18 protein-coding genes are annotated in these 20,846 nt (G+C 69.9%); 11 read left to right on the top strand and 7 right to left on the bottom strand.

Features of this window, described 5'->3' with window-relative positions:
• Positions 1-71 precede the first annotated feature (71 nt).
• The 5 genes from ACIA8K_RS06240 (at position 72) to ACIA8K_RS06220 (ending at position 5,560) form a co-directional block, all read left to right on the top strand.
• On the top strand, positions 72-767 hold the full coding sequence (locus tag ACIA8K_RS06240; protein ID WP_396055522.1) for a GAP family protein: 696 nt from the start codon (positions 72-74) through the stop codon (positions 765-767).
• A gap of 177 nt (positions 768-944) precedes the next feature.
• A complete protein-coding gene (locus tag ACIA8K_RS06235; RefSeq protein ID WP_396055520.1) occupies positions 945-2,540 on the top strand; it encodes an endo-1,4-beta-xylanase in 1,596 nt (531 codons plus the stop codon).
• A gap of 61 nt (positions 2,541-2,601) precedes the next feature.
• On the top strand, positions 2,602-3,591 hold the full coding sequence (locus ACIA8K_RS06230) for a diacylglycerol/lipid kinase family protein (RefSeq protein ID WP_396055675.1): 990 nt from the start codon (positions 2,602-2,604) through the stop codon (positions 3,589-3,591).
• A 55-nt stretch (positions 3,592-3,646) separates the two neighbouring features.
• A complete protein-coding gene (locus ACIA8K_RS06225) occupies positions 3,647-4,777 on the top strand; it encodes a YihY/virulence factor BrkB family protein (RefSeq protein ID WP_396055518.1) in 1,131 nt (376 codons plus the stop codon).
• 30 nt (positions 4,778-4,807) lie between these two features.
• On the top strand, positions 4,808-5,560 hold the full coding sequence (locus ACIA8K_RS06220) for a phosphatase PAP2 family protein (RefSeq protein WP_396055516.1): 753 nt from the start codon (positions 4,808-4,810) through the stop codon (positions 5,558-5,560).
• 68 nt (positions 5,561-5,628) lie between these two features.
• Here the strand turns inward: ACIA8K_RS06220 and ACIA8K_RS06215 are convergent, their stop codons facing one another.
• Positions 5,629-6,714 (bottom strand): hypothetical protein, encoded by a 1,086-nt coding sequence (locus tag ACIA8K_RS06215; RefSeq protein ID WP_396055514.1) that lies wholly within the window; start codon positions 6,712-6,714, stop codon positions 5,629-5,631.
• A 42-nt stretch (positions 6,715-6,756) separates the two neighbouring features.
• The gene (locus tag ACIA8K_RS06210) at positions 6,757-7,668 is read right to left on the bottom strand and encodes a hypothetical protein (protein WP_396055512.1); all 912 of its coding nucleotides are present in this window, start codon (positions 7,666-7,668) and stop codon (positions 6,757-6,759) included.
• A 151-nt stretch (positions 7,669-7,819) separates the two neighbouring features.
• On the opposite strand from ACIA8K_RS06210, the gene ACIA8K_RS06205 reads away from it, so the two are divergent.
• Positions 7,820-8,284, top strand: a complete 465-nt coding sequence (locus ACIA8K_RS06205; protein WP_396055510.1) for a MarR family winged helix-turn-helix transcriptional regulator — start codon at positions 7,820-7,822, stop codon at positions 8,282-8,284.
• On the opposite strand, the gene ACIA8K_RS06200 is transcribed toward ACIA8K_RS06205, so the two are convergent.
• The gene (locus ACIA8K_RS06200) at positions 8,267-9,217 is read right to left on the bottom strand and encodes a TIGR03557 family F420-dependent LLM class oxidoreductase (RefSeq protein ID WP_396055508.1); all 951 of its coding nucleotides are present in this window, start codon (positions 9,215-9,217) and stop codon (positions 8,267-8,269) included. The two genes, ACIA8K_RS06205 and ACIA8K_RS06200, sit on opposite strands and share 18 nt — an antisense overlap.
• A 43-nt stretch (positions 9,218-9,260) precedes the next feature.
• Complete coding sequence (locus ACIA8K_RS06195; protein ID WP_396055506.1) at positions 9,261-9,824, bottom strand: hypothetical protein; 564 nt, start codon at positions 9,822-9,824, stop codon at positions 9,261-9,263.
• 688 nt (positions 9,825-10,512) lie between these two features.
• Between ACIA8K_RS06195 and ACIA8K_RS06190 the strand changes: the two genes are divergently transcribed.
• The 4 genes from ACIA8K_RS06190 (at position 10,513) to yicI (ending at position 15,951) form a co-directional block, all read left to right on the top strand.
• Positions 10,513-11,814, top strand: a complete 1,302-nt coding sequence (locus ACIA8K_RS06190; protein WP_396055504.1) for an ABC transporter substrate-binding protein — start codon at positions 10,513-10,515, stop codon at positions 11,812-11,814.
• 75 nt (positions 11,815-11,889) lie between these two features.
• Positions 11,890-12,801 (top strand): carbohydrate ABC transporter permease, encoded by a 912-nt coding sequence (locus tag ACIA8K_RS06185; RefSeq protein WP_396055502.1) that lies wholly within the window; start codon positions 11,890-11,892, stop codon positions 12,799-12,801.
• A gap of 2 nt (positions 12,802-12,803) precedes the next feature.
• Positions 12,804-13,661 (top strand): carbohydrate ABC transporter permease, encoded by an 858-nt coding sequence (locus ACIA8K_RS06180; RefSeq protein ID WP_396055500.1) that lies wholly within the window; start codon positions 12,804-12,806, stop codon positions 13,659-13,661.
• A 19-nt stretch (positions 13,662-13,680) separates the two neighbouring features.
• The gene (gene yicI, locus ACIA8K_RS06175; RefSeq protein ID WP_396055498.1) at positions 13,681-15,951 is read left to right on the top strand and encodes an alpha-xylosidase; all 2,271 of its coding nucleotides are present in this window, start codon (positions 13,681-13,683) and stop codon (positions 15,949-15,951) included.
• 59 nt (positions 15,952-16,010) lie between these two features.
• On the opposite strand, the gene ACIA8K_RS06170 is transcribed toward yicI, so the two are convergent.
• Together ACIA8K_RS06170 and ACIA8K_RS06165 are read right to left on the bottom strand one after the other, a co-directional pair.
• Positions 16,011-17,180, bottom strand: coding sequence for a hypothetical protein (locus tag ACIA8K_RS06170; protein WP_396055496.1), 1,170 nt, complete (start codon positions 17,178-17,180; stop codon positions 16,011-16,013).
• 357 nt (positions 17,181-17,537) lie between these two features.
• Positions 17,538-18,302, bottom strand: coding sequence for a hypothetical protein (locus ACIA8K_RS06165; protein ID WP_396055494.1), 765 nt, complete (start codon positions 18,300-18,302; stop codon positions 17,538-17,540).
• Positions 18,303-18,493: 191 nt separating this feature from the next.
• On the opposite strand from ACIA8K_RS06165, the gene ACIA8K_RS06160 reads away from it, so the two are divergent.
• Positions 18,494-19,588 carry a citrate synthase 2 gene (locus ACIA8K_RS06160; protein ID WP_396055492.1) on the top strand — a complete coding sequence of 365 codons (1,095 nt, stop codon included), beginning with the start codon at positions 18,494-18,496 and terminating at the stop codon, positions 19,586-19,588.
• 414 nt (positions 19,589-20,002) lie between these two features.
• Here the strand turns inward: ACIA8K_RS06160 and ACIA8K_RS06155 are convergent, their stop codons facing one another.
• A complete protein-coding gene (locus tag ACIA8K_RS06155; RefSeq protein WP_396055490.1) occupies positions 20,003-20,569 on the bottom strand; it encodes an endonuclease domain-containing protein in 567 nt (188 codons plus the stop codon).
• Positions 20,570-20,846 lie beyond the last annotated feature (277 nt).

Genomic DNA, 20,846 nt, shown 5'->3' with positions numbered 1-20,846 from the left:
CCTCTTTTTAGCACGGCTGTGTTACTTTGTTTTTCACACGACTGTGCGAAATAAAACGGGGAAGGACGCTCGTGGATCTCCTGACGCTCGCCGGCCTGGCCGGCCTGGCGCTCATCGACAGCACAAGCATCGGCACGCTCGTCATTCCGATCTGGATGCTGCTGTCGCCAAAGGTGCGCGCCTCCCGGTTCCTGGTCTACCTGGCCACCGTGGCGGTCTTCTACGCGATCGTCGGCGTGATCCTGGTGCTCGGCGCGGAGGCGGCCACGGCCGCGTTCGCCGGGCTGTCCGGCGCGCGGTGGGTCGCCTGGGTGCAACTCGCGCTCGGCGTCGGACTGTTCGCCTGGAGCTTCCGCTTCGACGGCAAGAAGGGGGACCGGTCCGGCCGCTGGCGGGACCGGCTGGCCGGTGAGGACGCCACCATCCCCGCGATGGTCGGTCTCGGACTCGGCGCGGCCGCGCTCGAGGTGGCCACCATGCTGCCCTACCTGGCCGCGGTCGGCCTGATCACCGCCGCCGATCTGCCGGTCGCCGGCTGGCTCGCCACGCTCGGCGGCTACGTCCTCGTCATGATCGTGCCCGCGCTGCTGCTCGGCGGCCTGCGCCTGCTCGCCGGTCACCGCGCCCAGGTGCCGCTGGAGCGCCTCGGTGCCTGGCTGGCCCGGCACACCGCGGGCGCGCTCGGCTGGGTCCTCGGCATCGCCGGCTTCCTGCTGGCCCGCGACGCGGCGTTCCGCCTCGGCCTCTTCGACAGGTGGATCCGTTGACGACCCGCCGAGCCGCCCCTAACATCGATGGCCATCGGTGGCTTGCGGATTCACGCGCCCGCGAACCACCGCGCCCGCGAACCGCCCCGGCCGGGAGCCCGGGGCGGTGTGCGAGCCGCCGCCGGCGTGCGGGCTCATGCCGGGTCAGTCATCTCCGCACCCGGAAAGGTTGCCATCATGCGCCCGACATGGACGCGCCTCGCTCCCGTCATCGCCGCCGGACTTGTGGCGGCTCTGCTCGTACCACCGGCCGGCGCACATGCGGACGAACCGGTCACTGTCATCGACAGCACGTTCGAGGACGGCACCACAGGCGGCTGGACACCCCGCGGCGGTGAGACAGTGGCGCCGTCCACAGCTGTCGCGCACGGCGGCTCCGGCAGCCTCGCGATCACCGGGCGCACCGCCACCTGGGAGGGCCCGGTCCTTGACGTGCTCGGCACGTTCGTCACAGGCACCACATACACGATCTCCGCCTGGGTACGGCTCGCCGCCGGCTCGGACAGTGCCCGGCTCAGCGTCGAGCGGCGCACCGGCGGCACGGCCTCCTACGACCAGGTGGCAGGCGACACCGCACTCACCGCGGGCGCCTGGGTCAACCTGACCGGTACGTACACGCTGGCCTCCGACGTCGAATACCTCACTGTGTACGTCGAGACCGCGACCGGCACCGGCGACCTCCACCTGGACGACGTCACGGTCTCCTACCTGCCGGAGACGCCGATCCAGACCGATATTCCGTCGGTCAGGGACGTGGTCACCGAGTTCCCGGTCGGGGCCGCGATCACGCCTGCCGCACTGCTCGGCGAGCACGGGAAGCTGCTCACCAAGCACTTCGACTCCGTCACGCCGGGCAACGCGCTGAAGTGGGACGCCACCGAGCCCACCGAGGGTACGTTCCGGTTCACCGACGCGGACACGATCGTCGACTTCGCGAAGGCCAACGGCCTGGCGGTCCGCGGGCACACGCTGGTCTGGCACAACCAGACGCCGGCCTGGGTGTTCCTTGATGCGGACGGCGCCGCGATGACCGCCACCCCGGAGAACAAGGCGCTGCTGCTGGCCCGGCTGGAGGCGCACATCCGCGGCGTGGCCGGTCGGTACGGCGCGGACATCCCGGTCTGGGACGTGGTGAACGAGGTGATCGACGAGTCCCAGCCCGACGGCTACCGGCGCAGCAGATGGTACGAGATCACCGGGCTCGACTACATCCGCACCGCGTTCCGGGTCACCCGCGAGGTGCTGCCGGACGCGAAGCTCTTCATCAACGACTACAACACGAACGTGCCGGCCAAGCGCGACAAGCTCTACGCGCTTGTGGCGCTGCTCAAGAGCGAGGGCGTGCCGGTCGACGGCGTCGGGCACCAGATGCACGTCAACATCGACTGGCCGGCGATCGACGAGGTCGAGGCGATGATCCAGACGTTCGTCCCGCTCTGCGTGGAGCAGCAGATCACCGAGATGGACGTGTCGATCTACACCAGCAGCGGCGAGTCGTTCCCGGCCCCGCCGGCGGACCGGCTGCTCGCGGTCGCCTACCGGTACCGGGACCTGTTCGCGCTCTACCGCAGGTACGCCGCGCACCTCACCTCGGTGACCGTGTGGGGCCTCGCGGACGACGACACCTGGCTTGACACGTTCCCGGTCACCCGCAAGGACGCGCCGCTGCTCTTCGACACCAGGTTGCAGGCGAAGGACGCGTACTGGGGGGTGGTGGACCCGTCCCGGATCGGCACCACGACGGCCCCGGTGACCCCGGATTCACCCGCCTGAGCTGTGGCGTTCGCCCGATGGGTCGCTCGTGGGGCCGCGGTGTTGCACACTATCCGCCGTGATGGAAGACAGCGGGCCGCCCCACGCGCACCTGCGGGCAGCCGTGCCCCCGCCGGTGCGGACGGCAGTGGTGCTCAACCCGGTGAAGGTCGCCGACCTTGCCGAGCACAAACGGCTGATCCGCGACGGCCTGGCGGTGGCCGGGTGGCCCGAGCCGCTCTGGCTTGAGACGACACCCCAGGACCCCGGCGTCGGCCAGGCACGGGCGGCGGTCGCTGCCGGAGCGGAGATCGTGCTCGTGTCCGGCGGCGACGGCACGGTTCGGGCCGTGATCAGCGGGCTGGCCGGGACCGGCGTGGCGATGGCAGTGCTGCCGTCCGGCACCGGAAACCTGCTGGCCGCGAACCTGGGCCTGGAGGGCAACGTCACCGCGGCCGTACGGGTCGTGCTCGGCGGCGGGCGGCGCCTGATCGACGTGGGCGAGGTGGACGGCACCGGCGACTGCTTCGCGGTGATGGCCGGCATGGGCTTCGACGCGCAGATGCTTGCCGGTACGTCCGAGCGGGCGAAGAAACGGATCGGCTGGATCGCGTACCTGTTCGGCGCCGCCCGGCACCTGCGGGACCGCCCGATGCGGGTGCGGATCAAGCTCGACGGCAACCGGGTGCTCGACCGGCGCGCCCGTACCGTGCTGATCGGGAACGTCGGCCGCCTCCAGGGCGGCGTCCGGCTGCTTGCCGACGCCGAGCCGGACGACGGCCAGTTCAACGTGGCAGTGGTGACCGCGCGCAGCCTCGGGCAGTGGGCGGTGCTCAGCCTCGGCGTCCTGTACCGGTGGCGTCGCGTGCCGCGGATGGAGCTGTACACCGCGTCGGAGGTGGAGGTGCGCAGCAACCGGGCTCAGCCGCGCCAGCTCGACGGCGACCTGATCTCCCCGGACGAGGTGCTGCGCGTCCACCTGCGGCCCAGGGCACTTGTGCTCTGCGTACCCCGCCCGGAACGCTCCCGCGACCTCGCCGAGGGTGTGGACCGGGTGAAGGAGCGCGCATGACCGGGTCGGTACAGCGACGGCCACGCAGCCGCCCCCGCGAAGTGGAGTCCCGGGCATGAGCAGCACCAACCAGGTTCCCGAGACGAAGCTGATGTCCGGGGACGAACTCTCCGCGGACGACGCCTGGCGCGCGCTGCGCGTCTACGGCCGCTGGCACCTGTTCCACGACGCGTTCGTCAGGTTCCGCTACGGCGACGGGTTCAGCCACTCGCGTGCGTTCGCGCTGCAGCTGTGTCTCGCGGTGGTGCCGTTCCTGATCGCGCTTGCCGGCCTCGCCACCGACCTCGGCGCGGAGGAGGGCGGCCTGGTCGTCGCGGACACCATCCTGGCGCTCACCCCCGGCGCCAGCCACGACGTGGTCAACGACCTGCTCACCGACGACGACATGACCGAGGACGCGGGCGAGCTGGCGCTGACGCTGGGTCTGATCACCGGCATGGTGTCGCTCACCCAGTCGATGGCGCAGATCGAGCGCGGCGCGAACCGCATCTACGGCGTCGAACGCGACCGCCCCGCGCTCCTCAAATACGCGCGCGGCGCCGGTCTGGCGGTCTTCGCCGGCGTACCGGCGCTGTTCGGCTTCCTCACGCTTGTCGCCGGCCGCCCGTTCGGCCACTCGATAGAGAACCGCTATCCCTGGGGCCACGACTTCGCCGGGATCTGGAACGTGGTCCGCTGGCCGGCCAGCCTCGCGCTTGTCGTCTTCGCGATCGGCGTGATATTTCGCTACGCGCCCCGCCGCCGCCAGCCCGGCCTGTCCTGGCTGCTCTTCGGTGCCGCGGTCGCCACAGTGCTCTGGTGGGCGACGAGCCTGCTGCTCGCCGGCTACGTGCGCTTCAGCGACGGCTTCGGCGCGACCTACGGCCCGCTTACCGGCATCATCGCGCTGCTGCTCTGGGCCAACCTGACCGGCATCGCGCTCTTCCTCGGCCTCGCGTTCGCCGCCCAGCTGGAGGCGGCCCGGGTGGGCGCGCCCGATCCGGCCAAGCCCGACGAGTGGCACCCCGCCCCGGAGGACAGCCTCCCGCACGCGCCGCACCTCCCCACCCAGCGCGCCCCTCGGGCCCAAAAGGTCAAAACCGTCAAAGCCGCCGCGAGGGTACGACGAAAGCCGGCCGGATTCGCGGTCAAGCCGGACGGACTCCGCAAGCCGGTCCACCCCCGCAAACGTCCACCGGCGGTGTAGCCGCCCGCGCTCCCGGGTAGCGGTGATCCCATGCTGACGGCTCCGCGACGCGCACTTGCTCGCTTCACCGAGCGGTCAGTGCTCGGCCTGCTTGCGGTGCTCGCCATCGGCGCCGCGTTCGGCCTGCTCCTACTGCTGGTCCGTGCCGAGTGGGCCCCGCTGCACGCACTCGACCAGGACACGGCCGCGGACCTCAACGCGGTCGTGTCCCGGCACGAGCCGGTCGCGGCCACGCTGCGTGCGATCTCCGAACTCGGCAACCGCCTGCTCATGGCCGGACTTGTCGGCGTGGTCGCGGCCGTGCTGCTCATCCGCCGCGAACACCGCCTCGCGCTCTACCTGGTCGTCACCGGCGTCGGCGCGCTGCTGCTCGACCCGTCACTCAAAGCGCTCGTCGGGCGGCTCCGGCCGGTCGTCGACAGCCCGGTCTCGTCCGCGCCCGGTGCCAGTTTCCCAAGCGGCCACGCTCTAGGCACGGTCGTCGCGTACGGCGCCGTGCTCCTGGTCCTGCTGCCCGCGCTCCGCCCCCTCCGGCGGCGCGTCGCGATCACGGTCTGGGTGGTGCTCGTCGTGCTTGTCGGCTTCACCCGGATCGCGCTCGGCGTCCACTTCGTCTCCGACGTGCTCGGCGGCTGGCTGCTCGGCCTCGCCTGGCTGGGCATCATCGCCCACGCGTTCCGCCTCTGGCAGCGCGACCGCGGCCGTCCCACCCCGCCGGTCACCGACGGCCTCAGCCCGTCCGCCGCCGCGGATCGCCGTGGTCGCGTCGGGTTGCAGTATTAGGTGCTGTATCGACGTGGGATGCCGGGCTGCGGCGGGGCCCAGGATCGGTGTGCGGTCGCGATGCTGGCCTACGGGCCGGTCAGGTCCGCGACATCGTGGTGACCGGCGTGCGGCAGGAGCGAGGCCGGATCGACGAACGGCCGGGCCGTGGCGTCGCCGCTGGAGAGAAGCGCGCGCACGGTACCGGCCAGGATGTCCGCCAGTTGGATGCGCGGCTCGTCCTCCGCGACCAGGAACCGCACCGCCGCCAGCCGGCCGTCGCTCCACGTCCGCAGACGCGCCACCCGGGTGCTGGACAGCGCGATCTGCCGGTCGTGCGCCACCGTCACGCCGTGCCCGGCATCCCAGCGCCGCACCGCCGCGAGGATCGCCGGTGTCAGTGGATCCACCGAGGCCCCCGCCGCCTCCGGATCAGCGGCAAGCGCCGCCCGGTACTCCGCCGCCCGCGCACCCGCACCTGCCAGCCACCCGAGTAAGTCGTCCACCCCCGAAGGGGGCGGCCCGTTCGCCGCCAGGGGACCGGAGCGGACACCTTCACGCGGCGCATTCACCGCCTCCGGAGGGAGCGGAGCGATGGCGCGCGGCCCGTTCGGCGTCGGCAGAGCCGAACCGGCGGTGTCGCGTGGCCGACGCGCCGCCTGTGGAGCCGCTAAGCCGCCACGAATTTCGGTGACGACTGTGAAGAACTGGTCTGCCGAGCCGCGTCGGCGCAGCAGGTCGTTGGCCACCTCCGGCAGGCGGCGCTCCACGATGGAGGCCGAGGCGCGCGTCACGTACCGGTGCAGCAGTTCGGTCTCCGGCCGGAGAGCCGCGCCGCCGGGAGCGAGCGGACCGTCGCCGAGCAGCAGTTCCACGACGCGGGCGAGGACGTAGTGGGTTTTGTCGACCACGAAGACCGACGCCCGGCCCCGCAGTGGCGCATCCGGGCCGAGGAACCACTCAAGCACGGCGCGGTGGCGGGGCCTGAGCAGGTGGTTCGCCTTGTACTGGGTGGCCGGGGAACGGATCCGGGCGCGCAGTTCGGCCAGGATCGTGGCGGCCTCGGCCTCCGAGATCAGCACGGACGCGTGCGCGAAGAGCGCGGTGGTCGACCCGACCAGACGGTCACCCTCGTAGCCTGACTCGTCGCACACGATCTCCACCGGCCCGGCCACGCCCACACCCTGCCACGCGCGGGACCGCACCCCACAGCGCTTTTACCGCGCCGGCGCGAGACACACGGCGGCGGCCGCGGCCACTGACAACGCCTCCGGCCAGCCGGGCCCGGCGGGTACCACCGGCACCGCGGGGTGGGCAGCCTCCAACTCGGCCCGGCCTGCGACCCCGCCCGGAGACGACACCGAGGACCAGACCACGAGCCGATGGGGTACGACCCGCCCGACCGCTGCGGAGAGCGCGCCCCACGGCATGTCGGCCCCGAGCCGCCAGGACTCGACACCGTTCTCCAGCAGCACGACCGCCAGCGCGGCAAGCGGCAGATCACCCGGCACAACAGCGAAGCCGCCCAAGCCGCTGGAGCCGGCGGAGCCGCCCAAACCGCTGGAACCGGCCGAACTTCCCAAGCTGCCTGAGCTGCATGAGCTGCCCGCGGACGGTGCAGAGGGTGTGGCCGGTGCGGCCCGTGTGTCCCCGGTAGCGCGTGCGGCGGGGGCGGCGGGTGCGGCGGGGGCGGCGGGGGCGGCGGCGAGCATGACGGACGGGCGGTGGCCGGGGCGCGCCAAGTGGGTGAGGCGACAGTCGAAGGCGGTCCGCACGCCGGTGACCAGCGCCAGCGCCGGTGCCGTGGTCAGGGCCGGCCCGCCGACCGCCGCGAGCGCCGGCGCGCACAGCAGCTCCCAGGTGGCGAGCGCGCCGCGGGTCTCCAGCGCGTTCGTGACCAGGCGTGCGGCGGCCCGGTCGTCGACCCGCCCGGCCGCCCCCATCAGCCGGCGCACCGCGGCCCGCCAGCCGGCCGGCGCGCCGGAGATCCGCCCCGGCGCGCACAGCGCGGACGAGGCCACCTGAGGCGTCGTCTCGGCCCGGATGCCGAGGCCGGGCGCGGGCGACGACTCGGCGAGCGGTGAGCGGGTGGCGGCGCAACCGCTGCGGAGGTACGGCGTGGAGCTCACGGGGCTGTCCTCCGGGGCGTCGGCGAGGTCGTGCAATCGTGAGCCCGGAGCGCGGCGCACGCCGTACCCGCGAAGGGCTCTAAGCTTGTGAATTGGTTTGAAAAGCGATCGATCCTATTTTCGTACCATCCTAGCGAAGAGGTGGCAAGCCGTGGCGGATGGTCGTGACGTGATCGCGGCGCTTGAGCGGATGCAGCAGTCGCACCTGACGATGCATCACGCGGTGGCGCGGCGGCTGGACATCAATCCGACCGACGCCGAGGCGATCGCGCATCTGAGCGCGGACGAGCCGCTCACCCAGGAGGCGCTGCGGGCGCGCCTGCTGATCAGCAAGAGTGCGATGACCGCGCTCGTGGACCGGCTGGAGCGAAGCGATTTCCTGGTCCGGGCGGCCAACCCGGCGGATCGGCGCTCGACGCTGCTGTCCCTGTCCGAGCGCGCGCGGACGGGCTGGGTCAACGGGATGGCGAAGGTGATGGACACGATCGGCCCGGTGGCGGCGGCGCTCGAGCCGAACGCCGCCGCCGTGGTCACCGAGTTCCTCACCCGGGTCACCGAGCTGCAGCTCGGGCTCGCGGACGATGTGATGAGGTGGCGGTCAGAAACGCGGGAGTAGCTCGCGCCGCGCCCAGTCCAGGAACGCCTCCTGGCTCTCGTCGCCGACCTGGACCAGGGCCACGTGGCTGAAGCCGGCGTCGATGTACTTCCTGATCGCGGCGACGTGCTTCTCCACGTCCGGGCCGCAGGTGACGGCCTCGGCCACGTCCTCCTCGCGCACGGTCTGGGTGGCGGCCGCGAACGACTCCGGCTCGGGCAGCTCCGCGTTGACCTTCCAGGTGAGGCCGGACCAGCGCCACTGGTCGTGCACGATCTTCCGGCACGCGGCCTCGTCCGGGCCCCAGCAGATCGGCACCTGGCCGTAGCGCGGCCCGGCGCCACCGGCGTCGCGGTACGTGCCGAGCAGGTCGGCCGAGGGTTCGATCGCGACGACGGCGTCCCCGTATTCGGCGGCGAGCGCGGCGGAGGACTGGCCGGAGATCGCGATCGCCATCGGCACGCGTTCCTCGGGGCGGTCCCAGATGCGCGCCTCCGGCACGTCGAAGTACGTCCCGGAGTAGGTGAGGCGCTCGCCGGCAAGCAGCGGCCGGATGATCTGCAGCGCCTCCGCGAACATGTCGTGCCGGTCCTGGACGTGCGGCCACGGGCCGACGATGTGCTCGTTGAGGTTCTCGCCGGAGCCGAGCCCGAGCGTGAACCGGCCGCCGGACAGCACACCGACCGTCGACGCCTTCTGGGCGACGACGGCCGGGTGGTAGCGGCGGGTGGGGCAGGTGACGAAGGACAGCATCTCGACGCGGGAGGTGGCGTGCGCGACCGCGCCGAGCACGGACCAGGCGTAGGGGGAGTGACCCTGCGACTCCAGCCACGGGTTGAAGTGGTCGGACATCACCAGGTGGCCGAATCCGGCGCTCTCGGCGCGGATCGCGTAGTCCACAAGTTCTCGGGGGCCGGACTGTTCGCTGAGCAGCGTGTAACCGATGGAGACCATGGGCCCGGCATACCCGGCCCGCGGCCGGTAAACCGCCCGGGCGCTACAGACGCGGGAGGATCCGGTCCGCGACCGTCTTGGCGATCCGCAGGTTCGCGGCGTCGTCGCCGACCCGGGCGTAGATGTCGACCTGGGTGTCGCCGAAGAGCACGAACAGGTGGCCGGCCTCGGTGAATGCGGCGTCGCCCACACCGGACACCACGGTGCCGGCCTTGGCCTGGTCCTTGAACTCCTTCGGCGTCATCCCGGTGACGAAGAGCGCGAGCTGGCCCTCGGACAGCTGCCACTGGCAGTACCGGACCGCTGCGGTCTCCTCCAGGCCGTCCTTGTCGATCTGCGTGACCTGCCGCGCGGTGAGCGCGGTGACCTCGGCCCGGTTGAGCAGACCGCACGGGTCCTTGATGGCGTCGCCGTTCTTCGCGCCGGTGGGCAGCGAGGGCAGCGTGGGCAGCGCGGTCTTCGGAAGACCTGTGGCCGGCGCCGCTGTGGTCGGGGCGGGCGGGGTGGCCGGCTCCGGGTTCTCGGTGCTGACCAGGATGCAGCCGGAGAGCGCGGGGACGGCGAAGACGGCGGCGGCAAGAAGGGGAAGGGCGCGGCGTCGGAACATCTCAGACTCTCCGGAGGCTGGCGGGCAGGGCGGTTATGTCCTGCAGCCTGCGACATCGCCGCAGGTCGAAGCGGGTCGTCGGCGGATCGCGGCACATTTCCGGGAGTCCGGCACGGGCTGGAATCGCTCCCATCGCAGCTCGGTAACGGTGAAGAAATCTCGAAGTCACGCCATTGACATGACGTACGTCTCAGTCGTAGCTTTCGAGTCGAAGCGTTTCGACAAACCAGTTCAAAGCTCTGACCTGCAAAAACACGGACCCGGCGTGGAGGCTGATCTTCCGATGCGACGCATTGCCGCATCCGCGAGGACTCGCCCGCTGCCGGCCGGGAAATCTGGCGGGACATCACCACGGCGGAACCGGGCGTGACCGGCCCGATCGTCGCGATCCCGCGTGTGGGTGCCCGCGATCCTGGGGCAGAGGGACCACGTACCGGAGGATTATTCGGTATTTTCGGTCGCTTCCTCCGATTGGATCGCCGAGACGACGCACACCAGCCGCCCGTGGCGGAGCTGGGGTGGTGTGCCAGTCAATCGGCCGGAGGGGCGCGAGGCTCCCTCGCTCAGCAGTCGATCCGCGGTTAGCACCACCGGCGCGGGACCGATTTTTCCGGTTCTGCGCCACACAAGGCGCCAGGTCTTATCCACTCACAAGAGGCACCACCTCGCTCCACCAGGAGGACGGCACATGTTCCGTACCAGGAAGATGGGGGTTGTCGCGGCCGCGCTGGCTGTGACCGCTTCCCTCGGTCTCGCGGCTTGCGGCGGCGATTCCGGCGACTCCGGCGACAGCAAGACGCTGCGGCTGTGGCACTACGAGAGCCCGGCCAGTGGTCTGGGCATCGCCTGGGCCGAGGCGATCAAGCAGTTCAAGGCGTCGCACCCGGGCGTCGAGGTCGTCTTCGAGGAGAAAGGCTTCGAGCAGATCCGCCAGAACGCGGGCATGATCCTGAACTCGAACGAAGCTCCGGACATCATGGAGTACAACAAGGGCAACGCCAGCGCCGGTCTGCTGTCCAAGCAGGGCCTGCTGACGGACATGACCGAAGAGGTCACCAAGCGCGGCTGGGACAAGACGGTCCCGGCCAGCATCGCCGTCACGTCCAAGTACGACCAGGACGGCATCATGGGCGGCGACAAGTGGTTCGGCGTCTCGAACTACGGCGAGTACGTGATGGTCTACTACAACAAGGACGAGTTCAAGAAGCTCAACCTTGAGGTCCCGACCACGCTCGCCGAGTTCGAGACGGTGATGCAGAAGTTCAAGGACGCGGGCACCACGCCGCTCGCGGTCGGCGGCGCGGAGTACCCGGCGCAGCAGATCTTCTACCAGCTGGCGCTCTCCCAGGCGACCCCGGCGTTCGTCGACGACTACCAGCTCTACAAGAACAAGGTCAACTTCCAGGGCCCGGAGCTCACCTACGGCGCGACCAAGTTCGCCGATTGGGTGAGCAAGGGTTACATCGCGAAGGACTCGGCAGGCATCAAGGCCGAGGACATGGGCGTCAGCTTCATCCAGGGCAAGGCGCCGATCCTGATCTCGGGTTCCTGGTGGAACGGCCGGTTCAACGAGGAGATCAAGTACGACTGGGGCACGTTCCTGTTCCCCGGCAACAAGCTGCAGGCGGGCTCCGGCGGCAACCTCTGGGTCGTCCCGACCAGCTCGAAGAACAAGGGCCTGGCGTACGACTTCATCGAGATCACGATGAAGCCGGAGATCCAGAACCTGATCGGCAACTCCGGCGGTGTCCCGATCCTGGCCGACCCGGCCGCGATCACGGACGCGAAGAACAAGGAGCTGATCGAGAACTTCAACACGATCAACTCCGCTGACGGCCTCTCGTTCTACCCGGACTGGCCGGCGCCGGGCTACTACGACGTCCTGGTGGGCGGCATGCAGAACCTGATCAACAGCTCCAAGGACCCGAAGGCGGTCCTGGACGAGATCGCCACGCCGTACAACGACAACCTCGCCAGCCTCGGCAAGTAGCAGCAACACCGACCGCGCCGGCGGCCTCGACCAGGCCGCCGGCGCGGATCGCCACTGAAAGGCACCCCCCTCACCATGGCCAAGACCCGGTCCCGGCAGGGCGGCAAGGGCGGCTACCTGCTCTTCCTGCTCCCCGGCGTGCTGCTGTTCACCGCCGTCATCATCATTCCGCTGATCATGAACATCGGGATCAGCTTCACCCGCTGGCAGGGCATCGGCACCCCGCAGTGGGTCGGGCTGGACAACTACGACCGCCTGATCCACGACGCCAACTTCTGGGCGTCCTTCCGGAACATCGGCTTCATCATCGTCGCGATGGTGATCGTCCCGACGCTGCTCGGCCTCTTCCTCGCCGCGGTCCTGTTCGACTACGTCGGCAAGAAGATCGGCCCCGGTACGGCGAGCGCGTTCCGTTCCGGCCTCTACCTGCCGCAGGTGCTGCCGGTCGCTGTCACCGGAATCGTCTGGGGATGGTTCCTCAACTCGAGCACCGGCGTGTTCAACTCGATCCTGGAGAAGATCGGCCTCGGCTTCCTGGCGCAGAACTGGCTCGGTGACCCGAAGTGGGCGCTCTGGTCGGTCATGTTCGTGATGGTGTGGGTCCAGCTCGGCTACCCGGTCGTGATGTTCATGTCCGGCCTGCAGCGCGTCGATCCCGAGCTCTACGAGGCGGCGGACCTCGACGGCGCGGGCTGGTGGCAGAAGTTCACCCGGATCGCGATCCACCTGATCAAGCCGGAGATCTACGTCGTGCTTGTGACGACGACCATCTCGGCTCTCAAGATCTTCGGCCAGATCTTCGTGCTCACCCGCGGTGGGCCCGGCAACTCCACGCTCGTCCCGTCCTACTTCGCGTGGCAGAACTTCTTCGAGAAATTCAACGCGGGGTACGGCGCGGCGATCTCCACGGTGCTGACGCTGATCATCATCGTGCTGACCTACGTCTTCCTGCGCATCCAGACGGCCGACGAGCGCCGGGAGGCCTGACCATGACGTCCTCTGAAACGGTTAAAGCCGCGAAGCCCGGTGGTCTCGCCACCAAGACGCTTGTCCTGACCGGCCTGACGATCTTCACCGGCCTGGTCCTCGCGCCCTTCCTTGTGGTCCTGCTCAACGCGTTCAAGTCGAGCGAGGACTACAGCCAGGGCGGCCCGCTCTCGCTGCCGTCCGCGATCTACCTCCAGGGCATGGTCGACTTCTGGAACCGGGTGGAGTTCGGCGAGAAGCTGTGGAACAGCTTCCTCATCGCGTTCTCCGTCGCGGTGCTCGCGGTGATCATCTCGGTGCTCAACGCCTACGCGATAGGCATCGGCCGGCTGCGCGGGCGTACCGCGTTCCTGATGTTCTTCCTGCTTGCCAACCTGCTGCCGCAGGAGGCGCTCGTCTACCCGCTGTACTTCCTGGCGAAGCAGTTCGACCTCTACAACACCCGGCTCGCCGTGATCATCATTCTGACCGCGATCCAGGCCGCGTTCGGCACGTACCTGCTCTCAAGCGTGTTCCGCGAGTTCCCGCCGTCGCTGCTCGAGGCCGCGGCGCTTGACGGCGCCGGGAAGCTTCGCACGTTGCTTCGCGTCGTGGTGCCGACCAGCTGGCCGACGCTCTCGGTGCTGTTCACGTTCTTCTTCATCTGGACGTGGAACGAGTTCTTCCTGCCGCTCATCTTCCTGATCGACAACGACATCCAGACCGTGCCGCTGGCGCTCGCGGTGCTGCAGGGCCAGCGCGAGGTGGACATCACCACCACTGCCGCGTCCGCCCTGCTCGGCATCGTGCCCGCGGTGGTGTTCTTCCTCTTCTTCCAGCGCACGCTGACCCGCGGGGTCATGTCGGGCGCCGTCAAGTGACCCACGGAGGACCTACGACATGAAGTTCAGCAACGGCTACTGGCGGATGCGGGACGGGGTGAGCCCGCTCTATCCGGCGGAGGCCCGCGACGTTTCGGTGACCCCGGACGCGCTGACCGTCTACGCGCCCACCAAGCGGATCGCCTCCCGGGGGGACACGCTCAACCTGCCGCTGCTGACCGTCGTGGCGAGTTCGCCCGCGCCGGACGTGATCTCGATCAAGGCGACGCACTTCGCGGGGCGCCGGCCGCGTACCCCCGAGTTTGCTCTTGTCCGGTCCGAGACGGCCGTGGAGATCACGGACGACGAGCAGTTCGCGGCGCTTACCAGCGGCGACCTGACCGCGCGGTTCCACAAGGGCGACAGCTGGAAGCTCGAGTTCGTGGCCGGCGGCCGGGTGCTCACGTCAAGCGGCTACAAGAACCTGGCCGCGCTCGACGTGGACGGCGACGGCTCCTACCTGCGGGAGCAGCTGCTGCTCAACGTGGGCGACACCGTCTACGGGCTCGGCGAGCGGTTCGGCCCGCTGGTCAAGAACGGGCAGACCGTCGACATCTGGCAGGAGGACGGCGGCACCAGCAGCGAGCAGGCGTACAAGAACATCCCGTTCTACCTGACCAACGCGGGGTACGGCGTCTTCGTCAACCACCCCGGCGGCGTCTCGTTCGAGGTGGCGTCCGAGTCGGTCTCCCGGGTCGGCTTCTCGGTGCCCGGCCAGGAGCTCGAATACCTGGTCATCTACGGCCCCACGCCGAAGGACATCCTCCGGAAGTACACGTCGCTGACCGGGAAGCCGGCGCTGCCGCCCGCCTGGTCCTTCGGCCTGTGGCTGTCCACCTCGTTCACCACCGACTACGACGAGGAGACGGTAAACAAGTTCGTCTCCGGGATGGCCGACCGCGACCTGCCGCTGTCCGTCTTCCACTTCGACTGCTTCTGGATGCGCGAGTTCCACTGGACCGACTTCGAGTGGGACCCGAAGGTCTTCCCGGACCCGGTCGGCATGCTCAAGCGGCTCAAGGACCGCGGCCTGAAGATCTGCGTGTGGCTGAACCCGTACATCGCGCAGCGGTCCGCGCTGTTCGCCGAGGGCGCCGAGAAGGGCTACCTCCTCAAGACCACGGACGGCGACGTCTGGCAGTGGGACCTGTGGCAGGCCGGCATGGCGCTCGTCGACTTCACCAACCCCGAGGCCCGCGAGTGGTACGCGTCGAAGCTGCGCGGACTTCTTGAGCAGGGCGTGGACGCGTTCAAGACGGACTTCGGCGAGCGCATCCCGGTCAGCGGCATCGTCTGGCACGACGGTTCCGACCCGGAGAAGATGCACAACTACTACACGCACCTCTACAACCGGGTCGTGTTCGACGTGCTCCGCGAGGTCCGCGGTGAGGGTGACGCGGTGCTCTTCGCGCGCTCAGCCACGGCGGGCGGCCAGCAGTACCCGGTGCACTGGGGCGGCGACTGCGAGTCCACGTTCGAGGCGATGGCGGAAAGCCTGCGCGGCGGGCTGTCGCTGTCCGCGTCCGGCTTCGGGTTCTGGAGCCACGACATGGGTGGCTTCGAGGGTAAGCCGCACCCGGCCGTGTTCAAGCGGTGGATCCCGTTCGGCCTGCTCAGCTCGCACAGCAGGTTGCACGGCAGCCAGTCGTACCGGGTGCCGTGGGAGTTCGACGAGGAGGCGGTGGACGTGCTGCGCACGTTCACCAAGCTCAAGGCGCGCCTGATGCCCTACCTCTTCGGCCAGGCCGTGCAGGCCCACGAGCAGGGCGTGCCGGTGATGCGCCCGATGGTCGTCGAGTTCCCGGACGACCTGGCGACCACGCACGTCGAGCGGCAGTACATGCTCGGCGACAACCTGCTCGTCGCGCCGGTCTTCAGCGAGGCCGGCGACACCACGTTCTACACGCCTGCCGGTTCCTGGACCCATCTCCAGACCGGCGAGGTCTTCACCGGCCCGGCGTGGCACCGGCGCACCGTCGGCTTCGGCGAGGTCCCGGTGCTGGTCCGGCCGGGCAGCGTGCTCGCGCTCGGCGAGATCGACGACAGGCCGGACTACGACTACGCGCGCGGCGTGACGCTCGCGCTCTACGACCTCGCGGACGGGGCGGACCTCACCGTCTCCGTTCCCGCGATCGACGGGAGCGAGGCGGCGCGGTTCACAGTGGTGCACGACGGCGGCGCGATCACTGTCACCCGGGTGTCCGGCGAGGCGCTGCCCTGGCGGATCCGTCTCGGCCACGCCGGCGACGTGGTCGAACTGCCCGCGGAGACGTCCAGCCACGTGCTCTAAGACCAGAAAAATGCGGCGGGGGTACGCGTACCCCCGCCGCATTTCTGTGTTGTCAATCTTTACTTCAGCACGCCACCGAGGTAGGCGTAGCTGCCGTAGCCGCTGCCCGGCGCCCACTGCGACGTGGCGTAGAGCGCCTTGTCGGTGCCGCGCACAAGCACGGAGACGCGCCAGTCGTGGTTGCCGGCCGTCTCGATCTCGTTGGTCAGCACGCCGCCAAGCGAGGCCCAGTCGGACCAGCTCGCGGCACCGTTGCCGGATTGCACGCGGGTGTAGAGCGCGTTGTCAGTGCCCCGCACGAAGACCTGCAGCCGGTTGTTCTTGTTGATGATCGCCGCGGCGTTGCTTGTCAGCACGCCACCCATGCTGGTCCACGCGGTCCAGTCGTTGCTGTTCGGCGAGAGCTGACGGCGCGACCACAGCGCGTCGTCGTCACCCTTGGCGAACACCTGGATGCGGCTCTTGCCGTCCAGCACCGCTGCGGTGTCACTCGTGACGCCGCCACCGAGCGACTTCCACGCCGTCCAGCTGCCGCTGTTCGCGGAGGTCTGGCGACGGGTCCACAGCGCGTTGTCGGTGCCGCGGGCGAAGATGTTCAGGCGCTGCAGCTTGTCGAACGAGACCGAGGTCTCGCTGGTGACCTTGCCGCCGAGCGACTGCCAGCTGGTCCAGGACGTGCTGTTCTGGTCCTTCTGGCGCTTGGTCCACACCGCGCCGTCCGTGCCCTCACCGAAGACGGTCAGGCGGCGGTTCTGGTCCACAGTGACAGTCGGGTCGCTGTTCAGCACGCCGCCCAGGCTGGTCCACGCGGTCCAGCTGGTGCTGTTCGGCGCGGTCTGGCGCTTCGACCAGATCGCGTTGTCGGTGCCGCGCGCGAAGACCTGCAGGCGCTGCGACGCGTCCACGCCGACGCGCGGGGCGCCGGTGACGACGCCGCCGAGGCTCGCCCAGTTGGTCCACGTGGTGGAGCCGGCGCTTGTCTGCGTCTTCACGTACACCGCGTCGTTGGTGCCGCGGCCGAAGACCGACAGGCGGCCGTTGCGGTTGAGCGCGGAGTCGACCTTCGGCGCCTCGGCCGGGGCGGCACTGCGGGCCGTTGCCGGCTTCGCGGTGCCGAGCGGCGTCGCCGCCTGGGCCGGAGCCGCGGCGAAACCGCCGCCGAGCAGCGTGAACGCGGTGGCCGAGACAATGGCGCTCCGTACACGTCGGGTTGCTACTGCACCCTCCATGACGTTCTCCTTCCATTCAGGTGGCACGCCGGACCAAACCGTCTCAATGCGACGGATGGTGGAGGTCCGATGTGTCGCGTGCCCCCGGTTTCTGGTTGGTCGCCGGTCCGATACGTGCCTAATGCACGTTTTGACCGACTACAACGGAGCGTAATTGGTGGGTCGGTGCGGAGTAGTGAGTTGAATGCGCCGCCACGCTGTGATTCGTGTCGCGTAAGTGACACTTATGGTAAAAATGGCTATATGACGTTATTTTTCCTGTTTGTCGGCCGTAACCGCTGGACGATGTGCGGTGCGGACGCGCTTTCCGGCCGTGCCGATTCAGTTCGTTCAGAGGTTTCGCTGCGGCGTCATCGGCTATGACGTCATCAGCTTTGCCGCCAGGGCGACCGGCGTCAGGTCGCCGCCGCGCAGGTCCGCCGCGGCCGCGGGCTCGCCGATCGTCTCCAGGTGGTCGGCCGCGGTGCGCAGCGCCCGTGGATCGCCGCTGAGCAGCTTGCGGGCGATGTGCGTCTGGGCCGGCGTCATCTTGGCGAACGCGCACATGTCGAGCGCGGCCATCACGCCCTCGTCGAGCGAGCCGTCCATCGCGCGGCGGGTGCCGATCTCCAGCAGCCACGCCGGCCACCAGGCGTACCGGCCGACAAGCGCGCCGTACCGGATGGCCTCCTCGGGTGGGCGCCCGGCCGCCAGCAGGCGTACCGCGAGCGCGGTGTCGAAGCGTTCGAAGCGCAGTGCGGTCATCACCAGCAGCAGCGTGGACGGCGCGCCGAGCAACGGCTCTGCCGCGGAGGCCGCGCCCGGGTAGTCGCCGCCGACCGCGATGCTGATCACCCCGGCCTCGGCCAGGCGGGTGCTGTCCGAGTCCACCCGGGCGAGCGTGCCGCGCAGCCGGGAGCGGGCCGCATCCGCGTCGTCCGCGAGATGGGCGTCGAGCGGGCGTTGCAGGTGCCGGGTGACTGTGGCCGCGGCCAGCTCTACCTCACGGCGGACCAGCGGGTTCGTCACCCGGGGGGACAGCGCGGAGGTCAGCTCCTCGACGAAGAAGGGCGCGTCGAAGTGGTCGGAGGTGGCGAGCAGCTCCGCCCACCACCCGACCGGATGCGCGGCGATCTCCTCCATTCGCCTGACTATATGATGAAAAATCATTCGTGATGGGGCAAAAGCCTCAACGGCGGTCACCGGGGTCGTGGCTTGGGTCACGTAACGTATCGCCCGGCGGTAACGTACGGAAAACTCCGACGAAACGACGGTTTCCCGCCGGTGCGCAACCGCGGGTGCGGCCGTCCGCTGCGCGGCTGTGAGGAGGGACCATGACCCCGTTCAAACCCGGACTCGAAGGCGTGATCGCATTCGAGACGGACATCGCGGAGCCCGATCGCGACGGCGGCTCGCTGCGCTACCGCGGCGTGGACATCGAGGACCTCATCGGCCAGGTCTCGTTCGGCAACGTGTGGGCGCTGCTTGTCGACGGCGAGTTCGGCCCCGGCCTGCCGCCCGCCGAGCCGTTCCCGGTCCCGGTCCACTCCGGCGACATCCGCGTCGACGTGCAGTCCGCGGTTGCCATGCTCGCGCCCTACTGGGGCCTGCCGCAGCTCCTCGACGCCTCCGACGAGCAGGCCCGCGCGGATCTGGCCCGGGTCTCGGTCACCGCGCTCTCGTTCGTCGCGCAGTCCGCGCGCGGGCTCGGTCTGCCTGCCGTACCGCAGAAGGAGATCGACAAGGCCGAGACCGTGGTCGAGCGGTTCATGCGCCGCTGGCGGGGCGACCCCGACCCGCGCCACATCAAGGCCATCGACGCCTACTTCATCTCCGCCGCCGAACACGGCATGAACGCGTCCACCTTCACCGCCCGCGTCGCCGCGTCCACCGGCGCCGACGTCGCCGCCTGCATCTCCGCCGCGATCGGCTCGCTCTCCGGCCCGCTGCACGGCGCCGCCCCCACCCGGGTCCTGCAGATGCTCGAAGCCGTCGAGTACTCAGGCGACCCGGCCGGCTACGTCCGCGGCGTGCTCGACCGCGGCGAACGCCTGATGGGCTTCGGCCACCGCGTCTACCGCGCCGAGGACCCCCGCGCCCGCGTCCTCCGCCGCACCGCAAAGGAACTCGGCGCCCCCCGCTACGAACTGGCCGAGGCGCTTGAGAAGGCCGCGCTCGAGGAGCTCTCCGCGCGCCGCCCCGACCGCGTACTCCCGACAAACGTCGAGTTCTGGGCCGCCGTCGTCCTCGACTTCGCCGAGGTGCCCGCGCACATGTTCACCTCCGTCTTCACCTGCGCGCGGGTGGCCGGCTGGAGCGCACACATCCTCGAACAGAAGAAGCTCAGCCGCCTCGTCCGGCCCTCCGCCCGCTACACCGGCCCCGACCCCCGCAAACCCTCCGCCGTCCCCGGCTGGGAAAGCCTCTAAGGCCCGCCAGATCCCGGACTACTTTTCCGCTCCCGCCGGGCTGTGGCCCGCTTGCTCGCGCGGGCGCTTGAGCTTGCCTGGGGTGCCCCAGACCCCGATCCAGATCTTCCCGCTCTCGCCGGGGCGTAGCCCGCTTGCTCCCGCGGGCGCTCGAGCTCGCCTGGTAGCCCCAGACCTCGACCCAGATCTTCCGGCTTTCGCCGGGGCGTAGCCTGCTTGCTCCCGCGGGCGCTCGAGCTCACCTGGGGAGGACCCCAGACCCCGACCCAGATCTTCCCGCTCTCGCGGTGGTGCGGCCCGCATGCTCCCGCGGGCCAACCTCGCGGCGGGCAAAGACTCCGCTGGCGCTCCGCTTTCCCCGCCGCTCGGAGCCGGTCGCGCCGTGGTCGGGGAAGGGCCGCAGCCCCGCCGGCCTCACTTCCCGCGAGGCGGCGCGACCGTGCGCGCGCGGCGCCGCTCGCGGGCGGAGGTGATCAGCCGGACAGTTTCGGCCGGGGTGCGGAGGACGTCGTCGGCGGTGAGGCGGAGGACGAGCCAGTCGGCCTCTTCGAGGCGTCGTTCGCGTGCGATGTCCTTGCGGAAGGTGTCGCGCTCCCGGTGATGATCGCCTTCGTATTCGATCGCGATCCGCAGGTCGGGATAGGCGAGATCGACGCGGCTCGGAAAGCGGGCGCCCCTAGTCAGGATCTCGTGCTGGGCCACCGGGCGAGGCAGGCCGGCATCCGTGATCAGCAGCCTGACCAGTGTCTCCATCGGTGACTCGGCAAGCGGTTCCGCTTCGGCCAGCCGCGCGGAGAAGAGCGCGACCCCTATCCACCGCGGCCGGGATGTCGCGAACGCGGCCAGCCGGTCCACAGTCACCAGCCGCCGGAACAGCATCGCGTCGAGCGCCATGACGGCCTGATGCCGGTCCGGCAGCCGTCCCAGGTCGAAGGCTGTGCGTTCCCGCGTGGTCACGGGCAACCCGCCGAACGAGGTCACGTCCTCCGGCGGCAGCCCGCCGTGTGTGATTACCAGCCGGTCCTGCGGTCGTAGGCTCCGGCCGGCCGGCACGGTCACGGTGACCGGCGCTCCCCGCACCGGTATGCCGGCGCCCCAGAGGCAGGCGGCGCTCGGTCCGCTGATCGCCCCGCCGGACGGGAGAACGAGCGCCGCCGCATCGCACCACATCCGGTGATCGTCCTGGTCGAATTCGGCCGCCCTCACATAGACGTCGCGAAATAGCCGCCGCCACTCCGCCGACTGCAGTTGACGCCGG

This window comes from Catenuloplanes sp. NPDC051500 (assembly GCF_044454585.1).
Lineage (GTDB): Bacteria > Actinomycetota > Actinomycetes > Mycobacteriales > Micromonosporaceae > Catenuloplanes.
Note: the sequence above shows the minus strand (reverse complement) of the source record. Positions and strands in the feature narration are given on the sequence as shown.

Excerpts from the sequence above, each read along its gene's own strand:
- ACIA8K_RS06235 (WP_396055520.1), top strand. The coding sequence starts at position 945 with ATGCGCCCGACATGGACGCGCCTCGCTCCCGTCATCGCCGCCGGACTT.
- ACIA8K_RS06230 (WP_396055675.1), top strand. The coding sequence starts at position 2,602 with ATGGAAGACAGCGGGCCGCCCCACGCGCACCTGCGGGCAGCCGTGCCC.
- ACIA8K_RS06225 (WP_396055518.1), top strand. The coding sequence starts at position 3,647 with ATGAGCAGCACCAACCAGGTTCCCGAGACGAAGCTGATGTCCGGGGAC.
- ACIA8K_RS06220 (WP_396055516.1), top strand. The coding sequence starts at position 4,808 with ATGCTGACGGCTCCGCGACGCGCACTTGCTCGCTTCACCGAGCGGTCA.
- ACIA8K_RS06200 (WP_396055508.1), bottom strand. The coding sequence starts at position 9,217 with ATGGTCTCCATCGGTTACACGCTGCTCAGCGAACAGTCCGGCCCCCGA.
- ACIA8K_RS06195 (WP_396055506.1), bottom strand. The coding sequence starts at position 9,824 with ATGTTCCGACGCCGCGCCCTTCCCCTTCTTGCCGCCGCCGTCTTCGCC.
- ACIA8K_RS06190 (WP_396055504.1), top strand. The coding sequence starts at position 10,513 with ATGTTCCGTACCAGGAAGATGGGGGTTGTCGCGGCCGCGCTGGCTGTG.
- ACIA8K_RS06185 (WP_396055502.1), top strand. The coding sequence starts at position 11,890 with ATGGCCAAGACCCGGTCCCGGCAGGGCGGCAAGGGCGGCTACCTGCTC.
- ACIA8K_RS06180 (WP_396055500.1), top strand. The coding sequence starts at position 12,804 with ATGACGTCCTCTGAAACGGTTAAAGCCGCGAAGCCCGGTGGTCTCGCC.
- yicI (WP_396055498.1), top strand. The coding sequence starts at position 13,681 with ATGAAGTTCAGCAACGGCTACTGGCGGATGCGGGACGGGGTGAGCCCG.
- ACIA8K_RS06170 (WP_396055496.1), bottom strand. The coding sequence starts at position 17,180 with ATGGAGGGTGCAGTAGCAACCCGACGTGTACGGAGCGCCATTGTCTCG.
- ACIA8K_RS06165 (WP_396055494.1), bottom strand. The coding sequence starts at position 18,302 with ATGGAGGAGATCGCCGCGCATCCGGTCGGGTGGTGGGCGGAGCTGCTC.
- ACIA8K_RS06160 (WP_396055492.1), top strand. The coding sequence starts at position 18,494 with ATGACCCCGTTCAAACCCGGACTCGAAGGCGTGATCGCATTCGAGACG.